The 14,523-nt window shown below is 70.2% G+C and carries 13 protein-coding genes and 1 pseudogene; 8 read left to right on the forward strand and 6 right to left on the reverse strand.

Annotation, left to right across the window (positions count from 1 at the left end; genetic code table 11):
- Positions 1–45 precede the first annotated feature (45 nt).
- Positions 46–618 carry an NADPH-dependent FMN reductase gene (locus tag CFB45_RS27130; RefSeq protein ID WP_089428190.1) on the forward strand — a complete coding sequence of 191 codons (573 nt, stop codon included), beginning with the start codon at positions 46–48 and terminating at the stop codon, positions 616–618.
- 13 nt (positions 619–631) lie between these two features.
- On the opposite strand, the gene CFB45_RS27135 is transcribed toward CFB45_RS27130, so the two are convergent.
- From CFB45_RS27135 to CFB45_RS27150, 4 genes are read right to left on the reverse strand one after another with little or no spacing between them, the layout of a single operon-like run.
- Entirely contained in the window at positions 632–1,255 is a 624-nt protein-coding gene (locus tag CFB45_RS27135; protein WP_089428191.1) for a DUF2894 domain-containing protein, read from the reverse strand.
- The gene (locus CFB45_RS27140; protein WP_089428192.1) at positions 1,252–1,896 is read right to left on the reverse strand and encodes an OmpA family protein; all 645 of its coding nucleotides are present in this window, start codon (positions 1,894–1,896) and stop codon (positions 1,252–1,254) included. The genes CFB45_RS27135 and CFB45_RS27140 overlap by 4 nt, the downstream gene beginning before the upstream one ends.
- Positions 1,897–1,899: 3 nt before the next feature.
- Positions 1,900–4,947 carry a DUF802 domain-containing protein gene (locus tag CFB45_RS27145; RefSeq protein WP_089428193.1) on the reverse strand — a complete coding sequence of 1,016 codons (3,048 nt, stop codon included), beginning with the start codon at positions 4,945–4,947 and terminating at the stop codon, positions 1,900–1,902.
- Between the two features lie 10 nt (positions 4,948–4,957).
- Positions 4,958–5,737 (reverse strand): DUF3348 domain-containing protein, encoded by a 780-nt coding sequence (locus tag CFB45_RS27150; protein ID WP_089428194.1) that lies wholly within the window; start codon positions 5,735–5,737, stop codon positions 4,958–4,960.
- A 457-nt stretch (positions 5,738–6,194) separates the two neighbouring features.
- Here CFB45_RS27150 and CFB45_RS27160 point away from each other — a divergent pair, with 457 nt between their 5' ends.
- Complete coding sequence (locus CFB45_RS27160) at positions 6,195–7,406, forward strand: hypothetical protein (protein ID WP_089428196.1); 1,212 nt, start codon at positions 6,195–6,197, stop codon at positions 7,404–7,406.
- A gap of 103 nt (positions 7,407–7,509) precedes the next feature.
- Here the strand turns inward: CFB45_RS27160 and CFB45_RS27165 are convergent, their stop codons facing one another.
- Entirely contained in the window at positions 7,510–8,148 is a 639-nt protein-coding gene (locus CFB45_RS27165) for a LysE family translocator (protein WP_069252865.1), read from the reverse strand.
- 150 nt (positions 8,149–8,298) lie between these two features.
- Between CFB45_RS27165 and CFB45_RS27170 the strand changes: the two genes are divergently transcribed.
- The 4 genes and pseudogenes from CFB45_RS27170 to CFB45_RS27185 all read left to right on the forward strand — a co-directional run.
- Positions 8,299–8,763: a GNAT family N-acetyltransferase gene (locus tag CFB45_RS27170; protein WP_089428197.1), complete on the forward strand. Its 465-nt coding sequence runs from the start codon at positions 8,299–8,301 to the stop codon at positions 8,761–8,763.
- 49 nt (positions 8,764–8,812) lie between these two features.
- Positions 8,813–9,391: a hypothetical protein gene (locus CFB45_RS27175; RefSeq protein WP_089428198.1), complete on the forward strand. Its 579-nt coding sequence runs from the start codon at positions 8,813–8,815 to the stop codon at positions 9,389–9,391.
- A gap of 174 nt (positions 9,392–9,565) precedes the next feature.
- On the forward strand, positions 9,566–10,945 hold the full coding sequence (locus CFB45_RS27180; protein ID WP_089428199.1) for an FAD-containing oxidoreductase: 1,380 nt from the start codon (positions 9,566–9,568) through the stop codon (positions 10,943–10,945).
- A 3-nt stretch (positions 10,946–10,948) separates the two neighbouring features.
- Positions 10,949–11,068 (forward strand): annotated as a pseudogene (locus CFB45_RS27185) (zinc-binding dehydrogenase); the annotation flags it as partial.
- 57 nt (positions 11,069–11,125) lie between these two features.
- Here CFB45_RS27185 and CFB45_RS27190 read toward each other — a convergent pair.
- Positions 11,126–12,019: an SDR family oxidoreductase gene (locus CFB45_RS27190; protein WP_089429166.1), complete on the reverse strand. Its 894-nt coding sequence runs from the start codon at positions 12,017–12,019 to the stop codon at positions 11,126–11,128.
- Positions 12,020–12,114: 95 nt separating this feature from the next.
- Between CFB45_RS27190 and CFB45_RS27195 the strand changes: the two genes are divergently transcribed.
- Both CFB45_RS27195 and CFB45_RS27200 read left to right on the forward strand, forming a co-directional pair.
- Positions 12,115–12,972, forward strand: a complete 858-nt coding sequence (locus tag CFB45_RS27195) for a helix-turn-helix transcriptional regulator (RefSeq protein ID WP_089428200.1) — start codon at positions 12,115–12,117, stop codon at positions 12,970–12,972.
- Positions 12,973–13,167: 195 nt separating this feature from the next.
- On the forward strand, positions 13,168–14,397 hold the full coding sequence (locus CFB45_RS27200; protein WP_089428201.1) for a cyanate transporter: 1,230 nt from the start codon (positions 13,168–13,170) through the stop codon (positions 14,395–14,397).
- Positions 14,398–14,523: the final 126 nt, after the last annotated feature.

Here is a 14,523-nt window from a genome sequence, read left to right on the forward strand (position 1 = left end):
CGCGACGCTCGCTGCTACGCGACGCGCCAACCGACACGCACATCGATGACCACCGATTCCCGAACCGACTCCGACCGCCACGTCGACATCGTCGCGCTGTGCGGCAGCCTGCGCGCGCAGTCGTACAACGCCGCGTTGCTCGACGCGGCCGCGCGCGTCGCGCCGCACGGCATGCGCATCGTGCGCTTCGATCGTCTCGGCGAATTCCCGCTGTTCAATCCCGATACCGAATATCCGTCGCCCGCCTCGGTGCGCGACCTGATCGACCGTGTAAATGCCGCCGACGGCCTGCTGATCGCCAGCCCGGAATACGCGCACGGCGTAACGGGCGTGATGAAGAATGCGCTGGACTGGATCGTGGGATGCGAGGCCGTCGTGTACAAGCCGGTCGCGGTGCTGAATGCGTCGCCGCGTGCGACGCATGCGGACGCGGCGCTGCGGGAGACGCTGTCGGTGATGTCGGCGAACATCGTCGAGCGCGCGTCGATCACGCTGCCGATCCTCGGGAGCCAGCTCGACGCGGCGGGGATCGCCGCGCATCCGCCGTTCGCGTCGGCGCTGGCCGAGGCGTTGCACGCGCTGCGCACGGTCATCCAGGAGGCCGAGCCGGGCCGGTAGCAACCCGCGTTCGTTACCGCGCCTTCGCGCGCGTCACCTGCGTCACCTTCTTCGCCGGCTTGGTCGCCTTCGCGCGCGGCGCTTCCTTCTCGGGCTGCGCGCCGCCGCCGGCGAGATCCTCGAGCCACGCGAGCGCGTCGACATACGACAGGAACTGCTGCAGATAAGCCGGCGACAACTCGCGCATCGTCGCGAGCGACCGGTGCACGAGACTGTTCGAATTGAGCGGCCCGGCGTTGCGCGGCACCTGGTCGAGCGACTGGCGGTACTGCTGTTCCGTGCGGACCTTCGACCACATCGTGCGGAAGTAGTCGACCAGCTCGGGATCGAGCCCGCGCCGGTCGGCCTGCGCATCGCGCGCGAGCCGCTCGACGAGTTCCGCCAGCGCACCGCGTGCGGGCGTACCTGCCGCGCCGCTTGCGGTTGCCGTTTCATCGGCGCGCGCAACGACTTCCGCGAAGCCTTCGAGCAACGTCGCCAGCCGCGCATCGAGCAACGCGCGCGCATCGCCTTCGAGCGCGGCCGCGCGCCGTTCGAGCGCGTCGATCCGGTGAAAGCGCACCGGATCGAGCCGGTCGGCGCCCTGCTCGCGCCATGCGTCGAGCGTCGCGCGAACGTGCGTCGCTTCGCCGGTCACTTCGTCTTCCCTCCGTTCGATGCCGACTTGCGCGGCACCGGCGCGATCTCCACGCGGCGGTTCTTCGCGCGGCCTTCATCGTCCGCATTCGAGCTGACCGGCTGCTCGGAGCCGAACGCGGCCGCGAACACCGACGACGCCGGCACGCCGGCGTCGATCAGCGCACGCGTGACCGTCAACGCGCGCTTGGCCGACAGTTCCCAGTTGTCCGCGAACAGGCGGTTGCCGGCATGCACCTGCTGGTCGTCGGCGAAGCCGCTGATCATCAGGATCTCGTCGCGCGTCGTCAGGTAGGCGCCCAGCGGCGCGGCCAGCGTCTTCAGCAGGTCACGGCCCGCGGGCTGCAACTGGTCGGAATTCAATGCGAACAGCACGTTGCCGCTGATGCCGATACGGCCGTTCACGAGCGTCACGCGGCCGGCCGCGAGCGGCCCGGCAAGCGCCTGCTCGAGCGACTTGCGCTGCTGTGCTTCCTGCTGGCGCGCACGCACGGCTTCCTCGAGCTTCGACGTGAGCTGAAGCTGCATGCCGATCACGCCGACGAGGATCAGCACGAACGCGCCGAGCAGCACCGACATCAGGTCGGCGAACGCGGGCCACACCGGCGCGGAGGACGCGCCGCCGTCGATTTCGTCGTGCATGCGTTACGCTCCGACGCTCGCCCGCCGGCCGGCGAGCTGCTGCAGGTCTTCGACGATCTGCTTCTGCGACATCATGCTCAGGTCGATCACCTCGCGCGCCTGTGCGACGTAGTACTCGAGCTGCTCGTCGCTGCGCGCGAGCGACTTCTCGAGCGCGGCCTCGATGCGCTGCAGATGGGTCAGCAGCTTGTCGTTCGACTCGCCGAATACCTGCACGGCCATCCCGAACGCGTCGCCGAGGCTCGCGACCTCGACGGCGCCCGCCGTGACCTGTGCGGCCACCGAGTCTAGCTTGCGCGTCTCGGCATCGACGGTGTCGTTGAAGCGCGCACCGACGCGGTCGAGCAGGTCGGCCGACGTGCTGACGAGCGCGTCGATCGCGGTGCGCTGTTCGGTCGACGCGTGGTTGACCGCGCCGAGCAGCGTTTCGAGTGTCGCGAGCAGGCGGCTGCGTTCCTCGAGCATCGCGGTGTCGTGCACCAGGCTGTCGGACAGGCGCTGGCGCAGCTCGGCGACGACGTCGGCCGCGGCCTTCGGCGCCTCCGAGGCAGCCTGCACGAGACGCGCGATCTCGTTGATCGTGTCGCTCGCATGCACCTGTGCCTGCGCGGTGATGTCGTTCGCGGTGCGGGCCAGTGTGTCGCAGATGTCCTGCTGGCGCGTCGCGGCCTGTGCGCTCGTCTGCGCCCATTCGTCGCGCAGCGCGGCGGCCATCGCGACGAGCGAGTCGTTCCATGCCGCGAGGCGCTGTTCGTCGCGTGCGGCCAGTTGTGTCTGCAGGCCGGCATGCGAATCGCGGATCGTCGACAGCAGTTCGTTCGAGCGTTGTTCGAACGTCGAAGCCTGTGCCGTGAGATCGCGCGTCGTTTGTGCGAGTGCGTCGCAGATTTCCTGCTGACGGCCCGCACTGTGCACGCCTGCGCGCTGCCATTCGTCGCCGAGCTTCGCAGCCATCGCGGCCAGCGAGTCGTTCCATGCAGCGAGGCGTTCCTCGTCGCGTGCCGCGAGCTGCGTCTGCAGGCCCGTATGCGAATCGCGGATCGTCGACAGCAGCTCGTTCGAGCGTTGTTCGAACGTCGAAGCCTGTGCGGTCAGATCGCGCGTCGTTTGCGCCAGTGCGTCGCAGATTTCCTGCTGGCGGCCTGCGCTGTGCACGCCTGCGCGCTGCCATTCGTCACCCAGTTTCGCGGCCATCGCGGCCAGCGAGTTGTTCCATGCAGCGAGGCGTTCCTCGTCGCGTGCAGCCAGCTGCGTCTGCAGGCCCGTGTGCGAATCGCGGATCGTCGACAGCAACGCGTTCGAGCGTTGTTCGAACGTCGAAGCCTGCGTGGTGAGATCGCGCGTCGTTTGCGCCAGTGCGTCGCAGATTTCCTGCTGACGGCCCGCACTATGCACGCCGGCGCGCTGCCATTCGTCGCCGAGCTTCGCGGCCATCGCGGCCAGCGAATCGTTCCATGCGGACAGACGTTCTTCATCGCGTGCGGCCAGTTGCGTCTGCAGGCCTGTATGCGAATCGCGGATCGTCGACAGCAACTCGCTCGAACGTTGCTCGAACGTCGATGCCTGTGTCGCGAGATCGCGCGTCGTTTGCGCCAGTGCGTCACAGATTTCCTGCTGGCGGCCTGCGCTGTGCGCGCCGGCACGCTGCCATTCGTCGCCGAGCTTCGCGGCCATCGCGGCGAGCGAATCGTTCCACGCGGCGAGACGTTCCTCGTCGCGTGCGGCCAGTTGCGTCTGCAGCCCCGCGTGCGACTCGCGCATCGCGGCAAGCGTCGCGCCCGAATGGCGTTCGAACGTCGCGGCGGCCTCGCCCAGCGCGCGCGCATGCTGGCCGGCCAGCGTCTCGCCGACCTGCTCCTGGCGCGACAGCGCATCGCGCCATGCTTCCGACAGGCGGCTTTCAGTCGATTCGAGGCGCGTCGCCACGCCGTCGAGCAGCGCCGTCGAACGCTGCGAGAATGTATCGGTGAACTGGCCGAGCGTCGTCTGCAGCTGCTGCGCGACGGCATCGCCCGCGCGGCGCTGTTCGTCGAGCGCGCGGTTCCAGACGGCCGTCACGTTGCCGGTGGTCTTCTCGAAGCCGTCCGTCAGCCCGTCGAGCTGACGCTGCACGGCGCCCGTCACGGTATCGCGCAGCGCGGCCATCTCCTGCGCGAGCCCAGTCATCGTCGCTGCGACGACCGGCTGCAGCGCGGCACCGGCCACGCGCGCGCTTTCGGCGGCGCTTTCCTTCAGCGCGTCGCCGACATTCGACGCGAGGCCCGCATACGCGCGCTCGGTGCGGTCGAAAAACGCCTGCTGGCTTTCGATCTGGCGATCGTGCAGCGCGACGCTGCGCGCCTCGAGCGTCGTCATCATCGTCTGCAGCCGGTCGACCAGCGCCGGCATCACGTCGGCCTGGCGCTGCAGCAGCCGGAACGATTCGTCGCGCTGGTGCGCGGACGAATGCACGCGCAGCGTCGTCGCGATCTTCGCGTCGAGCTGCTGGGCCGCGTCGATCCGCTCGCGGCGCACCAGTGCGGACAGCAGCCCGAGCATCGCGGAGGTCGCGACGCCGGCGATCGACGTGCCGAATGCGAACCCGAGGCCCTTCACCGGCGCGATCAGCGACGCGCGGATCGCGTCGAGATCGGTCGCGCTTTCGAGCGCGGCGCCGGTGCCCTTCAGCGTGACGACCATCCCGAGCAGCGTGCCGAGCATGCCGAGCAGCACGAGCAGGCCGACCAAGTAAGGCGTGAGCGACGGGCCCGGCAGCGCGACGCGCGCGCCTTCGACCCGCGCGCGCACGGCGCCGCGCAGGCCCGGGTGCAGCGTGTCGAGCCACGTGTCGAGCTTCGCGGGCGGCTCGGTCAGGCCGGCGACCGCGCGCGACAGCGTGGCGGTGGCCTGCCGGTAGCGCAGCAGTTCCCATGCGCCGGCGACGTAGCACGCGGCGATCAGCAGCGTGACGGCCGACGCCAGCGGGTTCGACGCGACATAGCCGACGCCGATCCAGCCCACAGCGAGCAGACCGGCGACGAAGACAACGAGATCAAGGCGAATTCTGGACATAGCGTGTTGATTAGCTGGTGCGAAGGGCCGCGAGCAGCCCGTCTACCGTTTGAAACCGGACTTCGAGTTCGGCAAGCAGGATGCTTTGCATCTCGTCGCGAAACGTATCGAGCCATGCGCCGGGCACGATTGCCGCGACGGCCGTGGCGTCGGCTACCACCGCGGCGTCGTCGGCCGGATCAGCTGCGGCTGCGGCCGCGGCCGCGGATTCGGCGTCGGCCAGCGCCTGCCGCTCCGCGTCGCGCAGCCGCCCGAAACGGGTGCCGAGCAGCGCGGGGATGGCCGACAGCAGGCTGCGCTCGCGCGCGCCGAGCACGCGCTCCATGATCGCGTCGAGCGTCGCGAGCCGCGCCATCCCGGACGAGCGCGCGGCGACCGCGACCCGCAGGCGGCCACGCAACTGACCGATCGCCGTTTCCATGTCCTGCTGCAGGGTCAGATAACGCTGACGGAAGTCCGCGAAATCGGCCGTGTCGGCGGCCGGCGGCGGCGGATCGCCGGGCCGGCGCCGCGCACGCGGCCGGTTGGTGGCCGTGATCGCCTGCGCGAGCTCGTGGCGCACGCGCGCGCAGTCGCGCTCCGCGTCGTAGCCGCGCACGCCGGCCGCGACGCCGGGCGGGCTCGCGTTCAGTGCGGACGACAGCGTGATCGCGTCGGTCCAGCCGAGCCACTGGCTCAGCCGGTCGGACAGCGTCTGCCGGGATTCCGCGACGTCGGCATCGGCCAGGCGCGCGAGCAGCCGGACGAGCGCCGGGCCGCTCAGCGCCGGGCGCGGAGGTGCTTGCACCATGCTGCAAACCGTCAAAAAAGGCAGCAGTTTACACGTCGCCGGGCGGTCGGCCGCCAGAATCGGGGAAGCGGCGCCGATCGGCGCGGCGGGCGACACACGCGAACGCCCGCCGCGCAAGGCTCGGCGGGCGACCGGGGGCGGCTGCGGCGACGGTTCCACCGCGCCCTTGCCCTTGCCCTTGCCCTTGCCCTTGCCCTTGCCCTTGCCCTTGCCCTCGCCCTCGCCCTCGCCCGTCGCCCGTCGCCCGTCGCCCGTCGCCCGTCGCCCATCGCCCATCGCCCATCGCCCATCGCCCATCGCCCATCGCCCATCGCAAATATCGTCCGACGATACCGGCCACGTTGCACTACCATCAAAGCACCCGCCGAGCCACGCGTGCCGGCCGCGGGCGGCGCCTGTGAGAGCAGGCGCCACCGACCCACGATGACAACAGACGGGCCCGGCCCGACCGCACACGATGCTTGCCAATCTCGTCTCGCGCCTGCGCGACCGTTTCGGCAAACCGCCGACCCCGCAGGCCTTCGCCGAACGCCTGATCGCCACGCTGCGCGCATCGGGCGACACACGCACCTGGCGCCACGAGGACGAGAAGGGCTGCCTCGTCCAGTCGGATGTGCCGTCGAACATCATCAACCTGCACAACCTGTTCCACGACTACGCGGCCGCGAAGCCGTCCGAGCGGGACACCGTGCTGAAGCGTCAGGCGAACGCGATGATGCAGCACGAGATCCCGACGGATTTCGCCGCCGCGCGCGCGAAGCTGCGCCCCGTGATCCGCAGCGCGACCGAGCGCTGCGTGACGGCGCTGCAAACGGCCGGGCAGTTCGGCATCACGGAGCTGGCGTTCCGGCCGCTGTGCGAGAACATCGAAATCGGCATCGCGTACGACGGCGAGCTCGACATCGCGCGCCTGCCGACCGCGACGCTCGACCGATGGGGCGTCTCGTTCGACAAAGCCTGCGACATCGCGATCGACAACCTGCGGGCCGCATCGTCGACGCCGTGGGCCGCGCTGCCGAACGGGGTATTCCTGTCGCAATTCGACGACTCGTACGACGCGGCGCGGCTGCTGCTGACCGACCTGCTCCACCGGCAGCCGATCGCCGGTGCGCCGGTCGTGATGGCGCCGAACCGCGCGGTGCTGCTGCTCACCGGCGACCGCAACCCGGCCGGGCTCGCCGCCATGGTCGACCTCGCCGAACAGGCGCAGGCGCAGCCGCGCCCGCTGCCGCCGCTGATGCTGCGCTGGGACGGCGCCGCCTGGCGGCGCTTCGTGCCGGCAGGGCTCGAAGCGAAGCTGCATGCGCTGCGCATCGGCGAGCTCGCGGGCGACTACCAGGATCAGCGGATGCTGCTCAACGACGTGCACGAGCGCGACGGCACCGACCTCTTCGTGGCGACCTACTCGGTGTACAAACGCCAGGACGGCAGCCTGTTCAGCGTCAGCGTATGGAGCGACGGCGTGCCTTCCCTGCTGCCGGAGACGGATATCGTCGCGCTCCATCGCGGCTCGACGGGGCAATCCGCCTACGTGCCGATGGCGGAGCTGCTGCACACGTGCGGCGACCTGATGACGGCCACCGGGCATCGCCCGGTGCGGTATGAAGTGAAGGCATTTCCGGACGACACGCGGTTCGCGGCGCTGCTGGCGCGGTTCAGCGAAGCGTGATGCTGACGTCGATGCGCGTTCGCGCGGCGCGCGCCGGCAGCCGGCCACGGGAATGGCCGGCCGCCGTGCGATGCAGATCGGGAATGGAAGCGGTTAGATGCGGTCAGATGCCCGCTTTCGGCGCATTCAGGATCAGTCGCAGCCCGAGCAGCGTGATCGCGCCGGCGGCGATGCGGTCGACCCACTTCTTCGCGCGCAGGTAGAGCTCGCGCGGCCGGCGCGTGGAAAAGCACAGCGCGACGATCGTGTACCAGCCGAACTCGACGCCGAACACGAGCGGCGGCAGCGCCAGATAGCACCACAGCGGCGGATGCTGCGGGAGCAGCGCCGCGAAGATGCTGCCGTACCAGATCGCCGTCTTCGGGTTGCTGAGCTGGGTCGTGAGGCCCGTCCAGAACGACTTGCGCGCGCTGCCGCCGGCCATCGCCTGCGGATCGTCCATCGCGATCGGCCGGTCGGCGCCGCGCCAGATCTTCGACGCCATGTAGATCAGGTACGCGCCGCCCGCCACCTTGAGGCCCACGTACAGCCATTCGACGGCCTGCAGCAGCGTATAGAGCCCGGCCAGCGCGACGCCACCGAACACGATGCCGCCGATGCCCATGCCGAGCGCGGTCGCGAGCCCGTCGCGGCGCGACAGCCCGATCGAATTGCGGGCAACCAGCACGAAGCTCGGGCCCGGAATCATCGCGCCGAGAAACAGCGCGGCCAGGATGGCGAGTACGGCAGCCGATGCAGTCATCGAAGTCTCCTTGGTGAGCGACGCCGGATCGCCAGCGCCTGCGTGTCGTGTCCGAGGGTCGAGCCGCTGATTCTGGCATGCTTCGCGCATGGCCGAAAGCGGCTTTGCGCTGCTATGCTGGCCCTCTTTCCCGTGATTCGCGCCGCCCCCATGATCGAGATTCGCGCCGCCCGCTATCCCGACGACGCCCGTGCCGTCGAGGCGATCTTCCGCGAGTACATCGCGAGCCCGACCGTCAGCCTCGAATTCCAGGACTACGAGCCCGAAATCGCCGCACTGCCCGGCAAGTACGCGGCGCCGCGGGGGCAGCTGCTGCTCGCGTGGCAAGGCGAGCGCGCGGTGGGCTGCGCGGCGTTTCGCGAGATCGACGCGACGACGTGCGAGATGAAGCGCGTCTATGTACGCCCCGACGCGCGCGGGCTGAACGTCGGCCGCCGGCTCGTCGAACGGCTGCTGCACGACGCGAAGGCGGCCGGCTATGCGCGCATGTGCCGCGACGTGCTGCCCGAATTCGTCGCTGCCAGGAAACTGTACGCGTCGCTCGGCTTCACGCCCGCGCCGCCCGTCGCGTTCAACCCGGTGCCGGGCACCGAGTTTCTCGGGCGGGATTTGTAACATCCACGCCATCGGCACCTCTTTTCTCCTTTCGACCGGATACCCCGTGATGCGCGTTTCCCGCTTGCCGTTCGTGCTCCTCCCGCTGCTCGCCGCGCTTTCGTTCAATGTCCGCGCCGGCGACCTGCCGAAATCGGTCGCGGCGCAGTTGCCGCCCGGCTACCAGCCGCTGCTCGCGCATGCCGGGCCGGATCTCGACAACGGGCGGCACAGCTTGCTCGTCGTCGTGCATCGGGCGGTCGATATGCGCGAGCAGCCGTCGCCGCGTCCGCTGCTGATCTTCGAGGAACAACCGGATCACGCATTCCGGCTCGTCGCGCGCAACGACCAGGTCGTGCTGCGCGCGAACGAAGGCGGTCAGTGCGATCCGTTCGATCCCGAAGACGCCGCCGACAACGGCTTCGCGATCAAGGGCCACTATTTCACCGTGCAGAACTTCGTCGCGTGCGGGCAGCACTGGAGCGACTACGTGACGTTCCGCTACGACCCGCGCACGCACGGGTGGCTGTTCTCGAACCGGATCGTCACCGAATCGTTTCCGCTCGACGACCAGCCCGACCACGTCACCGTCACGCGCGCCGATCCGCACCGGCCGGTGTCGTTCGGTCAATGGAAACGCAAGGACTGACGCGGCCTGTCCGGCGCGGGTACGGCCGGATACCGTCACGCCCAGCCTCTCCCGCGCTCGCGAGCGCTCGCCAACAGGACTACCATGAGCGCTTGCCGTCGCGCGACCCTGCGCCGGCCTCGCACGCGGCTCGCCCGCCTACGCTCCCTCGCTGCACCCGCACTGGAGGACGACATGACGCAACACTTCGACGCGATCGTCATCGGCACCGGTCAAGCCGGGCCGCCACTCGCCGCGCGGCTGTCCGCCGCCGGGATGAAGGTCGCGATCATCGAGCGCGGCCGCTTCGGCGGCACCTGCGTGAACACCGGCTGCATCCCGACCAAGACGCTGATCGCAAGCGCCTACGCCGCGCAGCTCGCGCGCCGCGCCGGTGAATACGGCGTGTCGGTCGGCGGCCCCGTCACCGTCGACATGAAAGCCGTGAAGGCGCGCAAGGACCAGATCTCCGGCCGCTCGAACCACGGCGTCGAGCAATGGGTGCGCGGCCTCGCGAACACGACCGTGTTTCAGGGTCACGCCCGCTTCGAGCAGGCCAACACGGTGCGCGTGGGCGACGACGTGCTCGAAGCGGAACGCATCTTCATCAACGTCGGCGGGCGCGCGCAGGTGCCGGCCATGCCGGGCCTCGACACGGTGCCCTACCTGACCAATTCGACGATGATGGACGTCGACTTCCTGCCCGAGCATCTCGTGATCGTCGGCGGCAGCTACATCGGGCTCGAGTTCGGCCAGATGTATCGCCGCTTCGGCTCGAAGGTCACGATCGTCGAGCAGGGTTCGCGCCTGATCCGGCGCGAGGACGAAGACGTGTCGCAGGCAGTGCGCGAGATTCTCGAAAACGAAGGGATCGACGTGCAGCTCGACGCGACCTGCCTGAGCGCGCGGCGCGACGGCAGCGGCATCGCGGTCGGCCTCGACTGCGCGGGCGGCGGCCGCGAGGTCGCGGGCTCGCACCTGCTGCTCGCGGTCGGACGCGTGCCGAACACCGACGATCTCGGGCTCGAACGCGCGGGCGTCTCGACCGACGCGCGCGGCTACATCGAGGTCGACGAACAATTGCGCACGAACGTGCCCGGCATCTGGGCGCTCGGCGACTGCAACGGGCGCGGCGCGTTCACGCACACCGCGTACAACGACTACGAGATCGTCGCGGCCAACCTGCTCGACAACGATCCGCGCAAGGTGTCCGATCGCATCGCGGCGTACGCGCTGTACGTCGATCCGCCGCTCGGCCGCATCGGCATGACGCTCGCGCAAGCGAAGCAGACCGGCCGCCGGCTGCTCGTCGGCACGCGCCCGATGACGCGCGTCGGCCGCGCAGTGGAAAAAGGCGAGAGCCTGGGCTTCATGAAGGTGATCGTCGACGCGGACAGCCACGCGATCCTCGGCGCGTCGATCCTCGGCGTGACGGGAGACGAAGTCGTGCACGGGATGCTCGACGTGATGGCCGCCGGCGCGCCGTACACGACGATCAGCCGTGCGATGCATATCCACCCGACCGTGTCGGAGCTCGTGCCGACGCTGCTGCAGGATCTGCATCCGGTCGAATGACGGATGGCGGGCGGCGCGCTGAAGCCGCTGATCGATCGCACGTTCGCGTTCGACGACATCGTGGAAGCGCATCGGTACATGGAGGCCGGTGCGCAGGTCGGGAAGATCGTCGTCACGGTCTGAACGATGCGAGGCGGGCGGGCCGCTTGTCTGTCAACAGCGGGCAGGCCCGCCCCCCGTTCAGCTTTCGAAATACCGCGGCCGGTCGATATCGGCCAGCAACCCCGGCTGCGTCGGCGCCCAGTCGAGCGATGCACGCGTGCGCTCGCTCGTGGCCGGCGCATCCATCCCCGCGAACATCGCGAACCAGCCGAAGTGTTCGCCGGCTTCCGCCGCCGTCTTCGCGACGACCGGCACGTTCAGCCGCCGGCCGATCACTTCCGCGATGTCCCTGAACCGCACGCCGGTATCGTCGACCGCGTGATAGCGCGCGCCGGGTGCGCCGCGTTCGATCGCGAGCCGATAGACGCGCGCCGCGTCGAGCCGGTGCACGGCCGGCCAGCGGTTGTCGCCTTCGCCGATGTAGGCCGACGCGCCCTTCTCCCGCGCGAACGCAATCAGGCGCGGCACGAAAGCGTGATCGCCGTCGCCGTGCACGGACGGCGGCAGGCGCACGACCGACGCGTGCACGCCGCGCGCTTCCAGCGCGACCGCGGTCGCTTCGGACGCACGCGGGTAAGTCGACGACACCGGCACGTGCGGATCGTCCTCCGTCGCCGCGCGCCCCGGCGCGACGAGCGCGAGGCCCGACGTGACGACCAGCGGCCGCGCCGAGCCCGCGAGCGCCGCACCGATCGTCTCGATCGCGCGGCGATCGAGCTCGCAGTTCTGCGCGAAGCGCGAGAAGTCGTGATTGAATCCCGTATGGATCACCGCATCGGCGGCTTCGGCGCCGCGCGTGAGGCTGTCGAGATCCTCCAGCGACCCGCGGTGGACATCGGCGCCGGCCGCCGCGACCGACGACGCGGCCGCATCGGACCGCGCGAGGCCGAGCACCGAGTGCCCGGCAGCCATGAGTTCGGCCACGACGGCCGCACCGACGAAGCCCGACGCTCCAGTAACAAAGACACGCATGTTCAACACCTCCAGATGGCAGGGAGGCTTACTATCTGTCGATCGCCGTGCACGGTGAAGTCGTGACGGTTTACCGGTAAACGAACTAACAGGCTATGGCTGACGCCCCCGACAACCTGCTCGGCGCCTACCTTCGGGCCCGCCGCGAGAAACTCGACCCGGCCGCGCTCGGCCTGCCGGCCACGCGGCGCCGCACGCCGGGCCTGCGGCGCGAGGAAGTCGCCGAGCGCGCGCACGTGAGCACCGCGTGGTACACGTGGCTCGAACAGGGGCGCGGCGGGGCGCCGTCGGCCGACGTGCTCGACCGGCTCGCCCGCGCGCTGCTGCTGAACGACGCCGAGCGCGAGCACCTGTTCCTGATCGGCGTCGGCCACCTGCCGGAAGTGCGCTATCACGCAGCCGACCATGTGTCGCCGCGCGTGCAGCATGTGCTCGATTCGCTCGACGCGAGCCCGGCGATCGTGCGCTCGGCGACGTGGGACGTCGTCGCATGGAACGACGCGGCAGCCGCGACGCTGACCGACTACACGACGCTGTCGCCGCAACGGCGCAACATCCTGCGGCTCATCTTCGTCGATCCGCACGTGCGCGGCGTGCAGGCGAACTGGGAACGCGTCGCGCGGTTCGCGGTGGGCGCGTTTCGCGCCGACGTCGCGCGCGGCGGTGCGACGCAGGCCGTCCAGGCATTCGTCGACGAGATGCGCGCGGCGAGCGCGGAGTTCGACGCGCTGTGGCGCGACCACGATGTCCGCTCGCACGAAGAAGGGACCAAGGAGATCCACCATCCGGCCGTCGGGCGCATCGCGCTCGAATACTCGGCGTTCGCGGTGAGCGGCCGGCCCGACCAGACGCTCGTGATCTTTACGCCGGAAACGGCAGCCGATCGCGCGCTCGTCCGGTCGCTGGTGGCCGCGCGCGCGCAAGCGCTGGCCGAGCAGATGCCCGTCGCATGACGGTGCGCGTTTCATCCGATGAATGAGCTTTCACGCCGTATCGCCGGTCACCTCATCCGGCCCCGTCGCCCCGCTCTACCCCATCGCATTCCGCACTGATTCCCAGTCGAATATTTAATTTTCACCTGGCGTAGCGCGCGCTTACCCTTTCGGCATCGCATCACAGGGCCACCGCCCCCTCCCTGGAGCATCCCGATGTCCGACCCCGGCACCGCGCAAGCCGTCCACCGCCCGCATGTGGCGTCCGTGTCCTATGGCGCGCTCGCGCTGCTGGTGCTGGCCGGCCTCAACCTGCGTCCGTTCCTGACCGCGTTCGGCCCCGTGCTCGACGTCGTGCGCGCCGACACGGGCCTCGGCTTTCGCGCGGCCGCGCTGCTGACCACGCTGCCGTTCGTGCTGATGGGTGTCGTCGCCGGGGTCGGCGTCGGGCTCGCGCGGCGCGTGGGCGAGCGGCGCGCGCTGAGCGTCGCGCTGGCGCTGATCGCGGCAGGCTGCACGGCGCGCCTGTGGACCGGCGGCAGCGCCGGCCTGATCGGCACCGCGATCGTCGCGGGCGCCGGCGTCGCCGTGATCCAGGCGCTCGTGCCCGGCCTCGCGAAACGCTGGTTCGTCGACCGGCTGCCGCTCGCGATGGGCCTCTACTCGGCCGCGCTGGTCGGCGGCGGCGCGTTCGGCGCGGTCGCGAGCCCGTGGCTCGCCGCGCAGGGCGGCTGGCATCTCGCGCTCGCCGTGTGGGCCGTGCCCGCGCTCGTCACGCTCGCGCTGTGGCGGGCGAAGGCGCCGCGCGACGCCGTGCGCGCGACGGCCGTAGCGGCTCCGCTCACCGCGTTCATCCGCGTTCCGCGCGCATGGCAGCTCGCGCTGTTCTTCGGGCTCAGCAACAGCGGCTACGCCAGCCTCGTCGCATGGCTGCCCGCGTTCTACCGCGGCATCGGCATGGATCCGCAAGCGAGCGGCAACCTGCTCGCGTGGATGGCGCTGTTCCAGGCAACCGGCGCGCTCGCGATGCCGATGCTCGCAAAACGCTCGCCCGACCGGCGCGCCGTGCTGTGGCTCACGCTCGCACTGCAGGCGGCCGGCTTCATCGGGTTCGCCGCGCTGCCCGCGCTCGCGCCGTGGCTCTGGGTCGCGAGCGTCGGCCTCGGTCTCGGCGGCTTCTTCTCGATGAGCCTGATCGTCACGCTCGACCACCTGCCCGACGCGCGGCTCGCCGGCGCGCTCGCCGCGTTCGTGCAGGGCATCGGCTTCCTGACCGTCGCGGCGAGCCCCTGGCTGATCGGCTGGCTGCGCGACGCGGGCGGCGGCTTCGCGATCGCGTGGTGGATGCATCTCGGCGTGATCGCCGCGATGGCCGCGCTGAACGCCGCGTTCGCGCCCGCCGGCTACCGGCACGGCATGGTGCGCATCACCGGCGCCGCCCGCTAACGCCCCCTCGAATCCGGACGTTTCGCCGGCCGCTGCCGGCGCAACGTCCAGCCGCCCGCGCATGGCCGGGCGCGGGCAGTCACGCCCCACGGCCGCTGGTTCGCTTCAAAACAAACACCCACAATC

The sequence above is a fragment of the Burkholderia sp. HI2500 genome (assembly GCF_002223055.1).
Taxonomy (GTDB): domain Bacteria; phylum Pseudomonadota; class Gammaproteobacteria; order Burkholderiales; family Burkholderiaceae; genus Burkholderia.